The organism is Clostridium sp. 1001283B150225_161107_B6 (assembly GCF_015556325.1).
Lineage (GTDB): Bacteria > Bacillota > Clostridia > Lachnospirales > Lachnospiraceae > Enterocloster.
On record NZ_JADNMD010000002.1, the window covers coordinates 59,915 to 75,208 of the forward strand.

The window sequence follows — 15,294 nt, forward strand, 5'->3', positions numbered from 1 at the left end:
GCTGAAGATGAAATTTAGAACGGAAAGGTGTGAAGTAGTATACTTTGCGCCTTTTCTTTTATACCGTATTCCGGTATAATAAATACATTGGTATCATATTGTTCCGGCCGCCCTCTGACACGGTGGTCCGGATATAAAGGCTGAAACAGAGGAATAACATGGGAATGCAGGCAGATGTTCTGCAAAGATAAAAATAGGTAAATGTATGTGGATTATGTTGGAGAGAGGAGGACTGCCATGAAGAAAAATACTGCAGCTGTTTTTATGACAGCAGGCCTGCTGTGTGTTTTGCTGTCCGGCTGCCGGACAAGCGGAAAACCAGCCGGTGGAACGCCGGAGGCTTCACCGGAGCCAGGTATCAGCACGGAGCTGACCCATGAGCCGGAGCGTGAGCGGGGTTCAGAGAATAAGCATGGGACAGAGAAGGGGCATGGACCGGGGAGTGGAACGGAGCCGGTACAGGAGGCGGTACGGGAGCCGGAAGCAGAAGAAGGCCTGGTTTCCGCTCTGCCGTATCAGTTTGCCGGAAAATACGGAATTATCCAATCGGAATATCCCATTTACGAACTGGATGCTGTGATTGTATCAAAAATGCCCCAAAAAGAAAAGACAATATCCCTGACATCCGCCCTCCATCAAAAGCAGGAACTGCTTGTAAGCATGGTTCTGGATGATGATTCGGAACTACAGAAAATCCCGGCAGGCGGGGAGCCTCCTGCGGATGGTCTGTATCATACATTAAGTGACGGAAGTATGGTTGTTTCTGAGAAATACCAGGATGAGTTATGGAAATCAGGGCAAGGGCTGTTCCTTACAGGTCCCGGTATTCCGGAAGCTGGAATTAAGCCCCTGGAGTCAGGGTATTATAGTTATCCTGCTTACATTGAGGCATATGGCCGCCGGCGTTATATCATCGAAGCAAGGTTTGAGCTGCCATCTGCTCCTGAATCAGGAGATAATTTGTCCGGTTACGCGCTGCAGGTTCTTGATTTTGAAAAACCGCTGGAATTTGGCCTGAAGCGTGTGCCTGAATATGGGACTTTGGAAGAATTAGCGCAACAGGAACAGGGGAGTCTGGACACCCATGACGGTACTTCCATTATCAGCATGGGTGAGCGGGTAGATGAGGGAATACTGATATCCTGGTATGTGTACAACGAGGACCGTGAGCGGTCTGTCATCATTGGCTACAATCCCATGCGTCAGGAGATTGATATGCCCACCATATCCGGCAACGGGAAACAATATTCAATCAGGGAGCTGACGGCCAATCCTTATTGGGATAATCTGGGACATTACCGGCTGTCCGATATAAAACAATATGGACGGCGTATCAGATGCCTGTTCGGCGTACCCAAGGAGGAGCAGAATGGGTCTTTTCAGATTCATATACCCGGAGTCACGTTTTTAAACAGAGTGGAATCCCAGCCTGTCACGCTGACTATACCGGAGGATTATGAAGAATTGAACCTGGATATTCCGTGGGAAGACGGTTCTGTGCGAATCCTTGGCATTACCAGGATGAAGGAGCCCCAGATACAAGAGACAGAGGATGTGAAGGGGAATCTTAAGACGACAGAGAGACTGGCAGTGTACATCGATGTGAAGGCGGTGGATGAGGATAAGGACCTGGCGCTGAGGGGCCTGATTTGCCAGAGAAAATTAAGGTGGAGCGGATGGGAAAATGAGAGGTATGACTTTGATGAGAAGGGAAACCTCAGCGGTTTCAGGGTCTTTTACGATGAAGGCGACACAGAGGTAACGCTGAAATTCCATGGTGCGGCGTTTTACTGGAATCAGCCTTATGTGATGGAGATTGCAGGAGAGAACTGAATATAAAACGAAATCCCTTGGGAGCTTACCGGGCTCTCAAGGGATTTTTTAGTAATGGCCTGCTTTATTGAAATCATTTTATGTAATCTCCAACACAGTGGATGACGTGGAAATTTCCTGCATCCTTTCAATGGATAGGGAGAGGCATAAGTGGGAACAGACAGCGCTGTTGTCAAAATCAATTCCTGTCATTTCTGAAATTTTGGCCAGGCGGTAGTACAGGGAGTTTTTATGTATGTTTAGCTGACGGGCCGCCTTCAGCACATCGTTGCCGCAGTCAAGAAAAACCTCCATTGTCTTTTTTAATTCACCTACTTTATTCTGGTCATGGGATTCCAGTATAGCCAGGGCAGGGTGTTTGATGGCAGCCAGTTCAGCAGACGTACCGAAATGGGACAGGACATCATAGAGCACAAAGCGGCCGTAGAAGAAGCATCGTGTCCCGGGAAAGTCTTTTGACTGGCACCATGTCAGGCAGCAGGCAGCCTGGCGGTAAAAGTAGGAAGCGTTTTCCACTCCGCGGAAGGGAAGGCTCAATCCCACTACAAATCCATTTGCTCTGCTGAATTCGTCTATTATGCCGGAAAACTGGGCATAGGGAACCCGCTTATCCTGTACCAGTATCAGAATGGTGTCATTATCTGCCAGGACCTTACTTTTCAGAAGATGTTCCAAAGCCTGGATAAGCCTTTGCTGGATGCTTATGAGGACATCCAGATGAGGTACAAAACGCAGGAGTGCAATATAGTAGAGATTGTCCGGAGTGACGCCTGCCTTTTCCAGAAAGACAGCATCAATCTGGGCATCATATCCCTCTCCCTTAATAAGGCGCAGGAGAATGTTATCTTCTGGGCTGTTGCGGTAAGGAGTCACGCCTGAATACCCCATTGCCCGTGACAGAAGTTCCACTAAAATACCTGCGAAATCCAGCATACCCTGAGTCAGGTCCATGTAGTGGCCGATGATGGTGAGAAAGCCAATCAGTTTTTCCTGAAAGAATATGGGCGCATAAATACTTGGATGCGGCAGAAAGTCATAGTGGTGGATAAAGGGTTTGTGCCTGTTTTTCAGGTTCCGCAGAAATATAGGATTGGAAGTAATGGAGGCCACATAGGAAGCTGAGTGGTAACGGTGGGTTACCTGGAAGGTGGATTCATAATCGTCCAATTGGGACATGCGTTCCTGGTTAAAGGCCAGAATCCGGAATCCAGCGTCGTCTATAACAATGGGATTGGTAATGATTTTCTGGCTGATGTCAATCAGTTCCTGGAGGCTTCCTCCTTCTAAGATTTTCCGGTTCATATCCACATACCAGCTGCGGTAGGTCAGAAAACAATCCTGCAGCAATTCCAGTAATTTTCCGCCCTCGCACAGACACAGAATACATTTGTGATGATGAGCCGAGGCTTCCTGGGTTTCCCTGATGGGATGGACAAAGCAGCAGGCCTCGAATGCGTCCGGCGGCTGGAAGGCAGGAGACTCATGGTAGTACAGATAGGAGGGATTGGCATGTATACCGGGATAATACACCCGGATATCAGAGAATCCCACATGGGTATGGATGTGGTCCAGGGTGATTACCTCTTCTTTTGCAATATAATCCAGTATCATATTCAGTGTGACATCCATAAATGGGGACTCCTTTTTACTTACATTGTATCATGTGTGCCGTGTGGAACAATATCTATATTATAGGAGAAAAAAATTGGTCTTGCAACCAAGAATTGAGTAATGGATTATAAAAAGGAGGGGGGATTTTTTTGAAAAATTGGGCAATTTTCCAAAAACAAGGCAGGCGCTTTTGACCATCGTACATTGTGGATTACAGTACCCCGGTGCTATAGTTGAGATACAAATACAGAACCTGCAAAGAGCAGAACATACAATGAGGAAGGGAGACTGCAATAATGTATGATAAGTACCTGACAACAGAGTATCCTAACATTTTTTTTGAGGATTCGGCTGTAGGAAGAATGAAAAAGCGTATTTGGGATGCGAGTGAGGAGGAGATTGACGAAATCCTTCAGAAATATGAGATTCCCAGCGAACCGGAAATTGGCAAGGCAGGGTGTTATATACAGACCACACCAAGGGCAAAGGTAATTGAAAAGCGCCGCAAAAATGATATTGTGCTGGTACCCTTAGGGTGTACGGAAAACCATGGAATGCACAATAATTCCGGCCTGGACACATTCATGTGCAGCGGCATATGCGAAGGCGTGCGGCGTTATACGGCCAAGCTGGGACATGAAGTGGCCCTGGCCCTGCCGCCTCTTAACTATGGCGGACATCCGTATCACCATCTGGGAATGCCCGGAACCATTGTGGCCAGTCAGACCGTGGTGGAAGAAACACTGATTGACGTGATGCTGGGGCTTTGGGATGACGGCTTCCGCAAAATTATATTTGTCAACAACCATGGAATGGACTGGATGCTGGAAGCAGCTGTCCAGGAATTCTTCAAACGCTATCAGCTGCCGGCCTTTGTGACGGTAGTGGAATGGCACCGTGCAGTGCGGGAATTCTTTTATCCAATTGGGGACAAACGTCCTGATTTTGTGACAACGCCATTTGTGCATGCGGATGAGTCGGAGACATCAGTCGCCCTGCTAATGTTCAAGGATATGGTGGATATGAGTTATGTGCAGGATGCACAGGCAAAGAGCATGGGATTTTTGGACGACGGCTACTATGACGGTTCTGTTGACAGTTTTCACCGGCCAAATAAGTGGAGCGAGGCAGAAGGCCACCGTGTGATTGAACGGTTCGGTACACCGGAAGGCGTGGTAGGGGTTCCATCCCGTGGTAATCCGCGTAAGGCTAAGCGCCCTATTGCAGCTATCTGTGAATATCTTACCATGATGGTAGAGGATATCCTGTCCAAATATCCCGCAGGCACAGTACCTGCACCGGAGAAGTTTTCACTCCGTCCCTATGAGGAAATTAAGGACTGCCTGAAGGAACCCCTGAGTGAAGGCTGGAAGAGTGTACACGAATTACCGAGGCGCGGTATTTTTACAGACTGATGGGAGGAAGACTATGTTACAAGTCGCATTTTGTGCTTCGGAAAATGCAGCCATGCAGGAACCGGTGCTTTTCCGCGGCAGACTGGACCAATCCTTTTCCCTTGCAAAGAAATTAGGGTACGATGGGGTGGAGCTGCATATCAGGGACGCCTCGGAAATAGATACCCAGGCGCTTTTCAGACAAAATGAAACCACAGGAATCAAGGTGGCTGCAATCGGAACAGGTTTAGCCGCCAGGGTGGACGGTCTTTCCCTTGCTGATAAAAATGAGACTGGACGCCGTCAGGCTATTGAGAGGGTTAAGGGATGTCTCGACCTGGCGGACCACTTTGGCTGTTGTGTGATTCTGGGCAGTCTGCGGGGGAATGTGCCGTCTGGCGGGGAGAAAAGCGAGGTTGTAACCCGCCTGCGTTATTCCATGCTGGAATTGGGAAATTACATTGAACAGAAGAACTGTTCTCTGGTTCTGGAAGTGATAAACCGTTATGAAAATAATTATTTCAACACGGTCCGAGAAACATCCGTATTTTTAGAGGCACTGGATTTGGACTGTGTGAAGATGCATCTGGACACATTCCATATGAATATTGAGGAAGCAGATATGTTTGAGGCCATTAGGGAGAGCGGGAGCAGGCTGGGGCATTTTCATCTGGCAGACAACACTCGCTGGTATCCCGGACATGGCCGGATTGATTTCCGGTCCGTCCTTAAGAGCCTGAGTCAAATCAGATACAATGGATGGATTAGTATGGAATGCCTGCCGAAACCAACGGAACTGGAGGCCGCGGAGAAGGGGCTGGCCTATATCCGTACTCTGCTGGAAGAGATTGATGGAGTGAAGAGAAAGGAAGATAACAATGGGAAAATTTAAATACGGAGCCACACAGTGGGGAATGCCGGGCAACGGCTGGTATGGCGTACGGCTTGCAAAAGAGGCTGGATTAGATGGACTTCAGCTGGAGCTTGGCAGCTATGAGAGAGGATATCCCCTGGCGCAGAAACAGATTCAGCAGGCATATCTGGAGGAAGGCGGGAAGTATGGAATTCAGTTTCCGTCCCTGGTGCTGAACGACATTAATGTGAATTATTTCATAAAGGGCAGAAACAGCGATATTGGAAAGATTTCCTATGAACAGATGGAACTGGCGGTGGAAACAGCCCATGCCATGGGGATTGGAATGATTATGGTGCCTCTGTTTCTGGATAACGAGCCAAAGACAGAGGAGGATTATGAAAATGCAGCGGAGGGACTTCGTTTTTGCTGTAGGAAGGCCCAGGCCTACGGGATTGACATTACCAGCGAATCCTGCATTGATGCGGCCAGCCATCTGAAGCTATTGCAGATGGTAGACATGCCCAATCACACCGTATTTTATGACGTACAGAATTACCGCTATTGGGGGAAAATCGACCAGATGGAAACACTTCGGGCGTTATGGGGACATATCTATCCTCAGATTCATGTAAAGGACGGAACCGGGATGTATGACAATGGAGGACATCTCAGCGGTTCGCCTTTGTTTGCCGGTGATGCCCATGTAAAGGACCAGCTGGATTTTCTTTTGGGGAAAGGATATGAAGGATGGATGATTCTTGAAAACTATTACGACCAGCTTCCTTTGAGGGCTAGCTGTGAACTGGACCAGCTGTCCCTGGTAAAGGAGGATTTAAAGAATTTGAAGGCTGCTGTGGATTAAGAGCTTGTCCTGATGAAAAGGGGGTTGATTATGGACAATAAACAATTCAGAGGAAAGAATGCCGCAGCCTTTATAAAAAAGCAGGGAATTTATTTTGCCCTTATTGCGGTTGTAGCCGTATTTTCAATTGCCGCCCCAATGTTTTTCCAGGTTAATAACTTTATCCTGATTCTGCGCCAGGGCGCAATCATGGGCATCATGGCCTGCGCCATGACGCTTGTAATCATCGGAGGTAATTTTGATTTGTCGGTGGGTTCCATTCTGTCCTTTTCCACGGTTCTTATGATACAGCTGTTTAACACTGTGGGGCCTGTGCCGGCAATGGCGCTGGTCTTGCTGGCCGGCATTGCCTTTGGGCTGATTTCCGGGTTTCTGGTGGGATATGTGCGCCTGAACTCAATGATAGTGACACTGGGAATGATGGGAATTGTCCAGGCGCTGACCTATTTTGTCTCAGGAGGAAAAAACAGTACCCTTAAAAATGCGGACGGAATGTGGTTTTTGTCCCTGGGACGGGGATTCATAGGCTTTATACCCACAGTGGTAGTTATCTGTTTTGTCTGTATGATTTTATTTGAAATACTGTTAAAGTGCACTGTTTTCGGGAATCAGCTTATGAGCGTGGGCGGCAATCAGGTGGCCAGCCGGTTCTCCGGTGTCGATGATAAGAAAATCGTGCTCATTACATTTATACTTTCCGGAATGATGACAGCTTTGGCCGGTATCCTTTTGGCATCCCGCATCGGTTCCGCGCAGAATGCCATTGGGGAAGGTTACGAGATGAACGTCATTGCGGGTGTTATCCTGGGAGGCGCCAGCCTGTCAGGAGGGAGCGGCAGCGCTGTAAAGGCAGTGATTGGAATTCTGATATTAGGAGTTCTGGATAATGGTTTTGTGATGATGAGCCTTCCATATTCCATGCAGTGGGTGGCGAACGGACTGATTATTCTTATAGTGGTCTATATTGACATCCGATCCAAACGTATTCGGACCAACATGAAGGGAGGGAAGAACGCATGAAGAGAATTGCGGGAAGGATTACGGCTGTAATGCGCAGCAACACGATAATCCCCATTTTTCTGGGGGTGTTCCTGTCAGCTTCGCTTTTTGTGGGAAACTTCTTCTCCCTGGAAAATTTTATCAATATCTTAGGCCAGAATGCGGCAAAGGGCGTTATGGCTGTGGGCATGACATTCCTGATACTCAATGGATATTTTGACCTGTCCGCCGGGACACTGATGGGGCTTGCATCCTGCCTTTTGGTGGGGATTACACCGTCTGTGGGGTTGTTTGCAGCCATTGTGCTGATGCTTCTCCTTGGTCTGGCTGTGGGGACTCTTAACGGGCTGATGGTTACTAAGCTGAAAATTAATGCTTTTATTGTGACAATGGCGGGAATGACACTGTGGCGGGGCCTTACGTTCATTTATACGGAGCAGACGATTCGGAATACTTCAAAAGGCTTTTACGAACTCAGCCGGAACAGTTTCCTGGGGTTGTCATATCCGGTGTGGCTGTGTCTGATATTTGTGGCGGCGGGCCAGGCGGTTTTGCGGTATTCGCGTCATGGACGCAATACATATGCCGCAGGCGGAAACATGAATTCTGCAAAGAATGCAGGCATCAATGTGGACCGGACCGTTATCATCAATTTCGCAGTCTGTTCCCTTTGCGCGGTCGTGGCAGGCATAATGTATGCCTCTAAGTTCAACTCCGCATCTCCCACACTGGGCTGGCCGGATGCCCATATGCTGGCCATTGCAGCTGTTGTGCTGGGAGGAACTAAACTTTCAGGCGGTTACGGGAACATGCTGTATACATTCGGCGGGGTGCTGGTGCTGGGCTTTATCGACAACATCATGAATCTGCTAAAGCTGTCTTCTTACTATAACACATTAGTATTCGGTATCATTCTTATTCTGGTTCTGTATATGGATAAGGTACTGCGGGAAAAGCCCGCATACAATATACCGGATAAACATAATTCTGATGATAAACATGCTACTGAAAAAGAGAAAAAATAATAAATAAAGGAAGGGGTTACAATGATGAAAGGAACAAAGAAATTTTTTGCATTGTTTACTGCAACAGCAACACTTTTAGGAATGACTGCATGTGCAGGCGGAGGAACCGCACAGACAGCTTCACAGACTTCTGCCGCCGCAGATACGACAGCAGCCCAGGCCGCACAGACCGGGGAATCAGTACAGACAGCCGCCGCTGCAGAGGGGGACGTATATCGCATTGGAATGGTGGCAAACAACATTGGAATCGATGATTACCAGACAAAATGTGATGAATGTCTGAGGGAATATGCCGCAGAGGTGGGGAATGTGGAATTGACCGTGCTGGATGCTGCAGGAGATGTGAACACACAGATTAGCCAAATTCAGGACCTGATTCAGCAGAAGTCAGATGTAATTATCGTGTGGGCCTGCGATTCCCTTTCCATTATTCCGGGGCTGCAGGAAGCTAAGGAAGCAGGGATTCCCATCATGTGCACCAACAATCCCATTGATGCCAGCGGAGATGAATATCTGAGTGCATTTGTTGGACCTGACCATTACGAGGAGGCTGTCATGTGTGCCGACATGCTGGCAGGAATGTTCCCGGACGGCTGTAATGTAGTCCAGCTCACCGGTACTCCTGGATACGATGTATCTACCTGGAGGCAGAACGGATTTGAGGAAAGTATTCCCGCGAATATCAAGATTCTGGAGACGCAGAATGCGGATTGGAACCGGGAGAAGGCCCAGCAGCAGATGGAGAAAATGATTTTAAAATATGGTGACCAGATTGACGCGCTGTATGCAGCGGATGACAATATTGCAATAGGAGCCTATAATGCTCTGCAGGCAGCCAATATGGATATCCCCATCATTGCCTGCGCCTTTATTGGAAATGAGGAAAGTGTTAAATATATTGAGGAGGGAATCATCAGCGGAAGCGTACTGCAGTCACCGTTCCCGGACGCAGTCACAGTTCTGGATACAGCCATCAAGCTGGCTAAGGGTGAGGCTGTAGACGCAGTTACCCGCTATGATTTATATCCCTGTACTTCTGAGAATGTGAAACAAGTCATTGCGGATGCGGGATTTGAAATCTGGAATTAAACAAAATATGTATCGCACTCAGCGTCTGGCAGACAGACGCTAAGTGCTCATAACGAGCCACTGCACTAAGCTCGAAAAGACCTCGCTAAGTGCCAGTGACATGTATCGCACGTAGGCGCCTAAAGGACAGACGCTAAGTGCTCATAACGAGCCACTGCACTAAGCTCGAAAAGACCTCGCTAAGTGCCAGTGACATGTATCGCACGTAGGCGCCTAAAGGACAGACGCTAAGTGCTCATAACGAGCCACTGCACTAAGCTCGAAAAGACCTCGCTAAGTGCCAGTGACATGTATCGCACGTAGGCGCCTAAAGGACAGGCGCCAAGTGCTCATAACAAGGAGGTGACAGGATGGAAGCCGAGAATGGGTATATACTTCAAATGAAGAATATATGCAAAAGTTTTCCGGGTGTCAAGGCCCTTGACCATGTGGATTTAAACCTGAAGCCTGGGGAGGTGCTGGCTCTGTGCGGGGAAAACGGTGCGGGGAAATCCACGTTGATGAAGGTTCTGGCCGGTTTGTATCAGCCGGATGAGGGGGAAATCCATTACGATGGCAAAAGCGTCTGCTTTAAACATCCGATTGAGGCAAAGCAGGCAGGTGTGGTTATGGTATTTCAGGAATTGTCTCTGGTAACAGATTTATCCGTGGCAGAGAATATTTATCTGGGGAGTCTGCCCATGAGAACCAAGGGAGGGGTGGACTGGAAAAAACTCCGGTCCGATGCAGCCTGCGTGCTGGCGGAATTAAAATGTGAGATTGACCCGAGGACGAATATAGGGGCGCTGCCAATCGCTCAGAGGCAGATGGTGGAGATTGCACGGGGGATTGCCCTTGGTGCGCGTATTCTGATTTTGGATGAACCCACATCCTCCCTGACTGACAGGGAAAAGAATGTGTTTTTTGAGAACATCCGGTATATGAAGAAAAAAGGAACGGCCATTGTCTATATATCACATAAAATGGATGAAATCATGGAAATTTGTGACCGCGCCGTTGTGCTGAGGGACGGGAAAAATTCAGGGGAATTCAACACGGCGGACTGTACCATTGATGATATTATCCAGGGAATGATTGGCCGTGTAATGAGCAATTATTATGTGAAGAATACGGCTGAAGCAGGGGAGGAGTTGCTCCGGGTAGAACATCTGACCCGAAAAGGACAGTACCAGGACATCAGTTTTTCTGTACGCAGAGGGGAAATCGTAGGTTTTTACGGTCTGGTTGGGGCCGGGCGGACTGAGTTGATGGAGAGTATCTTCGGCATAACCAGGCCTGACAGCGGTGAGATTTATTATAAAGGCAGGAAAATCCGGGTGCGCAACAGCCGGGACGCAGTACGCCACAGGATGGCATTTGTGCCGGAAAACAGAAAGGAACAGGGACTGGTACTGGGGGAGAGCTGCCGGAAGAACATGATTCTGGCAAAGCTGCCATGGATGAAGCGAAGGGGATTTGTGGATTTTTCCCAGAGCTACCGCATTTATGATGAATATAAAAAGGCCCTTAAGATTAATGCAGCCAGTCCGGAGCAGCTCACAGTACAGCTTTCGGGCGGTAACCAGCAAAAGATAGTTCTCGGAAAGTGGCTGGCAATCCAACCTGATTTATTGATTCTGGATGAACCTACACGCGGTATTGATATAGGTGCCAAGGCAGATATCCACCGGTTTATTGCGCAGCTGGCAGAACAGGGAATGGCAGTCATACTGATTTCCTCTGAGATGCCTGAAATCATAGGTGTATCCAACCGTCTGCTCTGTATCCGGGAGGGTGAAATCTGCGCACATCTGGAGGGTGAGGCCATCAATGAACGCAACATTATTAATTCAATTATGGGCAAACCTGTGAAGGAACAGGCGGCCATTGGAGGTGTGGTATGAAGGATTGTACATTTGAACAAAAACTAAGTATTCTGAATACTGCCTGGGGCGAGGAAAAGGCTGACACCGTAATACTGGGAGGAACACTGGTAAACGTGTATACTCTGGAGATATATCCGGCGGACGTGGCCGTCCGGCATGGAAGGATTGCCTATGTGGGGGATGTATCCCACACCATAGGTCCGGAGACAAAGAAGATTGATGCCTCCGGCAGATACCTTGCTCCTGGTCTTATTGACGGACATCTCCATATTGCCGGTACGCATATGAGCATGACGGAATTTGGAAAGGTTGCATTGATGCATGGCGGAACGGCAGTGGCTACAGGATTTTTTGAAATCGGAATTATAAAGTCCCTGAAGGGAATCCGTTTTTTCCTGGATGAGCTTAAGAATACAGGGGTGAAGCCATTGTTTGTGATTCCGCTGCCTGCATTTCATCAGAATGAATCTTTTGAAAACCTTGGCACATTCACGGAGGAGATGGCCATAGAGGCCCTTCACTGGGATGATTGTTATGGTGTGAATGAGCTTAACCTGGCCCGTGTGGCAGGGAAGAATGAGAGTCTTCTGCGAATCGTGCATGAAGCGCAGAAACTTAAAAAGGTGTTGGTAGGCCATGCTTCCGGCGTGCGTGGAACACTGCTCCAGGCGGGCCTGAGCTTTGCCAATCATGTGAGCGACCATGAGACTGTGGCGGCGGATGAAGCCAACGAAAAAGCCCGCCTGGGAATTGCGGAACATCTGAGGGAAGGCTCTGTTGGACAGGAACTGGGAAAGGTGCTGCCGGATTTGGGGGGGAAGTTCGAACTTATAGGAGATTTTGGGTATGCATCCGATGAGATAGACCCCAGCCGTGTGAATGATATCGGATATATGGATGCAAAGGTACGCAGCGCCATTGCGTGCGGCGTTTCACCGGCTCTGGCCATACGTGCCGGTTCACTGAATGTCGCCCGGTTTTTCCGGCTGGAGGACGATATAGGAAGTATTGCTCCGGGCAAGTGCGCCGATATCCTGCTTCTGGACAATTTGGAACAGGTACATGTGGAGAGCGTGATTGTGGATGGTGAAATGCTGGTTATGAATGGAAGCTATTGCAGAGAAATCTCAGCCCCCAGGTATCCGGATGAATTCATGCATTCCATGAACCTGAAGCCCCTTACCCCGGACGATTTCCGTGTAAGGGCGCCTTATGAGGGATGTGTAAGGGTGCGCGTTATCGGAATGAATGGGGATCCTCTGATTACAGACCCCCTGGTGGAGGAGATGGAGTCGCGTGACGGCTTTATTGAAGCTGACCCTGAACGCGATATAGCTAAGATTTTTACAATGGACCGGCACCAGCAATCGGGCAGGAAGGGAATCGGCTTTGTGAAAGGCTTTGGTATACGCAACGGAGCAATTGCAGAATCCTACGCCCCCTGCATAGAGAACCTGAATATTATCGGAAGCAATGATGAGGACATGCGCATTGCCGCCAACTATCTGATTGAACACAATGGCGGTTTTGTGGTAGTGTCAGGAGGCAAGGTACTGGCATCCCTGGAACTCTCCATTGCAGGCATTGTATCGCCTGCTCCGTACCAGGAGGTGATTGCGGGAATGAAAGCAGTCAATGCTGCGGCGGAGGCAATCGGATGCGTGGTGGACAGTGTTTTCCATAAGATGGCATTCATGGTTTATCCTACCCAGTTTCCTTCCTACAAACTCAGTACCTATGGTCTGGCCCAGGTATCGGTAAAGGGAGAAGAACTTATTGATTTGTTCCCATAAAAATGGGACAGAAGAAAAGGTGTGTGTATTATGAGTATTGTTTCATTTGACAGGGACAGGCCTCTTGACATGATTGCCCTTGGCCGCATTGCCATTGATTTTAATCCGGAGGAGTATTGTAAACCCTGGTCTGAATGCAGTTCATTTAAAAGATATGTGGGTGGCTCCCCTGCAAACATAGCGGTGGGTGCTGCCCGGCTGGGGAAAAAAGTTGGTTTCCTGGGATGCGTGTCCAATGATGTAATGGGAACCTGCTGCAAGGACTTTCTGGAACAGGAAAAGGTGGATGTCTCCCATATTTTTACGGCACAGCACGGTGAGTCCATGCCCCTGGCATTTACGCAGGTACCTTCCCCGGAAGAGTCCAGCCTGGTTATGTACCGGAATCATGCGGCGGATTTGGCCCTTACCGCCCAACAGGTGGATAAGGAGTATGTGCAGAGCGCGGGGATGATTGTAATCAGCGGAACCGCACTGGCAGCCAGTCCTTCCAGGGAAGCCGCCCTCAAGGCTGCGCTGCTGGCCCGCAAGGCGGGGACTGTGGTGGTTTTTGACATTGATTACAGGGGATACACCTGGAAGGATGCGGAGGAGATATCTGTCTATTATACGCTGATGGGCAGAATGTCGGATATCATTATGGGAAGCCGGGAGGAATATGATATTATGGATGCGGTCCTGGCTCCCGGCATGGAGGACAGGCAGACAGCAGACCGGTGGCTGGGGGAGAATGCCAAAATTGTGGTAATCAAACATGGCAGGCAGGGATCTGACGCCTACACCGGAGAAGGGGAATGCTATCACGTGCAGCCGTTTCCAGTCAAGGCGGTGAAAGGCTTTGGCGGCGGAGATGGTTATGCCAGCAGCTTTTTATGCGCATTACTGGAAGGTTTTCCGGTCAATGAATGCCTGGAACGGGGCAGCGCATCAGCGGCCATGCTTGTGGCCAGTCACGGCTGCAGCAGTTTCATGCCTGACAGGGAGCAGCTGGAAGCCTTTATACATAAAGAAAAACAGCGGTATGGAGAGATTGTTTCCAGAAGGGAAAGCGGGGACAGAGGATGCTAAGTACACTTGCATATGCTCTGCAGATGGCAGAGCGCGGAGGAAGAGGGCTGGCCGCTTTTAACGTGTTCGGGTATGAGGATGCTGCTGCTGTAGTCCATGCAGCTGAAAAGCAGGGACGGCCAGTGGCCCTGATGGCCAATAAGGACGCTGTGGCACATATGGGGATTCCGGTTCTGGCATGTATACTGCGCCATGTGGCACAGGAAGCGGAAGTGCCTGTATGTGTTCATCTGGACCATGCAACAGAGCTTGGAACCATACAGGAGGCGATTGCCCATGGATTTACGTCTGTTATGTTTGACGGTTCCCAACTGACATTTGAGAAAAATGCAGAGCTGACCTGCAAGGTCCTGGATATGGCAGGCCCTGCCGGGGTAAGCGTTGAGGCTGAGATTGGGGCAGTGGGATACAGTGACCCGTCCCTTGTCTTTAAACCGCGATATACTGAGCCGGAAGAAGCAGAAGCTTTTTACAGGGCCGCTCCGGTGGATGCGCTTGCGGTTGCTGTAGGCACCGTACACCGTATGGTGGCTCAGGAAGCTGCACTGCAATTTCAACGTTTAAAGGCAATCCATACCCTTGTAAAGGTGCCCCTGGTGATTCATGGGGCAACAGGAGTGCCGGACCAGGATTTGGGAAAGCTGGTCCGCTGCGGCGCGGGAAAAATTAATCTGGGTACAACGCTGCGTCTGGCCTTTGGGCGGGAACTGAGAAGACAGATTCTGGATAATCCGGAGGAATACGACAGAATTAAGCTGTTTGGGCCATGCATGGAAGCTGTGGAAGAAAAGGCAGCACAAAAGCTGAGACTGATTTGATTCGGATATCACGGCGAATGTATGGGAAAGCAATAATATGATAGAAAGCCCAACCGGGAGGACGGACAGGTGGTTTTACCA

At 49.1% G+C, this 15,294-nt stretch carries 12 protein-coding genes; 11 read left to right on the forward strand and 1 reads right to left on the reverse strand.

Annotated elements, in window-relative coordinates:
* The first annotated feature begins 237 nt into the window (after window positions 1–237).
* Entirely contained in the window at window positions 238–1,833 is a 1,596-nt protein-coding gene (locus I2H39_RS05480; protein WP_195626030.1) for a hypothetical protein, read from the forward strand.
* 78 nt (window positions 1,834–1,911) lie between these two features.
* Here the strand turns inward: I2H39_RS05480 and I2H39_RS05485 are convergent, their stop codons facing one another.
* Window positions 1,912–3,462 carry a PucR family transcriptional regulator gene (locus I2H39_RS05485; RefSeq protein WP_138311567.1) on the reverse strand — a complete coding sequence of 517 codons (1,551 nt, stop codon included), beginning with the start codon at window positions 3,460–3,462 and terminating at the stop codon, window positions 1,912–1,914.
* Between the two features lie 278 nt (window positions 3,463–3,740).
* On the opposite strand from I2H39_RS05485, the gene iolN reads away from it, so the two are divergent.
* The 10 genes from iolN to I2H39_RS05535 all read left to right on the forward strand — a co-directional run bounded on the left by iolN (window position 3,741) and on the right by I2H39_RS05535 (window position 15,213).
* The gene (gene iolN / locus I2H39_RS05490) at window positions 3,741–4,859 is read left to right on the forward strand and encodes a 3-dehydro-scyllo-inosose hydrolase (RefSeq protein ID WP_138311566.1); all 1,119 of its coding nucleotides are present in this window, start codon (window positions 3,741–3,743) and stop codon (window positions 4,857–4,859) included.
* Between the two features lie 13 nt (window positions 4,860–4,872).
* Window positions 4,873–5,730 carry a sugar phosphate isomerase/epimerase family protein gene (locus I2H39_RS05495; RefSeq protein WP_138311565.1) on the forward strand — a complete coding sequence of 286 codons (858 nt, stop codon included), beginning with the start codon at window positions 4,873–4,875 and terminating at the stop codon, window positions 5,728–5,730.
* Entirely contained in the window at window positions 5,717–6,556 is an 840-nt protein-coding gene (locus I2H39_RS05500) for a sugar phosphate isomerase/epimerase family protein (protein WP_195626031.1), read from the forward strand. The genes I2H39_RS05495 and I2H39_RS05500 overlap by 14 nt, the downstream gene beginning before the upstream one ends.
* A gap of 30 nt (window positions 6,557–6,586) precedes the next feature.
* Complete coding sequence (locus I2H39_RS05505) at window positions 6,587–7,576, forward strand: ABC transporter permease (RefSeq protein WP_171042732.1); 990 nt, start codon at window positions 6,587–6,589, stop codon at window positions 7,574–7,576.
* Window positions 7,573–8,580, forward strand: a complete 1,008-nt coding sequence (locus tag I2H39_RS05510; RefSeq protein ID WP_138311562.1) for an ABC transporter permease — start codon at window positions 7,573–7,575, stop codon at window positions 8,578–8,580. Before I2H39_RS05505 ends, I2H39_RS05510 begins: the two co-directional genes overlap by 4 nt.
* Window positions 8,581–8,601: 21 nt before the next feature.
* On the forward strand, window positions 8,602–9,669 hold the full coding sequence (locus tag I2H39_RS05515; RefSeq protein ID WP_138311561.1) for a sugar ABC transporter substrate-binding protein: 1,068 nt from the start codon (window positions 8,602–8,604) through the stop codon (window positions 9,667–9,669).
* Window positions 9,670–10,049: 380 nt separating this feature from the next.
* Window positions 10,050–11,552 (forward strand): sugar ABC transporter ATP-binding protein, encoded by a 1,503-nt coding sequence (locus tag I2H39_RS05520; protein ID WP_207746769.1) that lies wholly within the window; start codon window positions 10,050–10,052, stop codon window positions 11,550–11,552.
* Window positions 11,549–13,327: an adenine deaminase C-terminal domain-containing protein gene (locus I2H39_RS05525; protein ID WP_195626032.1), complete on the forward strand. Its 1,779-nt coding sequence runs from the start codon at window positions 11,549–11,551 to the stop codon at window positions 13,325–13,327. Before I2H39_RS05520 ends, I2H39_RS05525 begins: the two co-directional genes overlap by 4 nt.
* A 30-nt stretch (window positions 13,328–13,357) precedes the next feature.
* Window positions 13,358–14,395 carry a 5-dehydro-2-deoxygluconokinase gene (gene iolC, locus I2H39_RS05530; RefSeq protein ID WP_195626033.1) on the forward strand — a complete coding sequence of 346 codons (1,038 nt, stop codon included), beginning with the start codon at window positions 13,358–13,360 and terminating at the stop codon, window positions 14,393–14,395.
* Entirely contained in the window at window positions 14,389–15,213 is an 825-nt protein-coding gene (locus I2H39_RS05535) for a class II fructose-bisphosphate aldolase (protein WP_138311557.1), read from the forward strand. Before iolC ends, I2H39_RS05535 begins: the two co-directional genes overlap by 7 nt.
* Window positions 15,214–15,294: the final 81 nt, after the last annotated feature.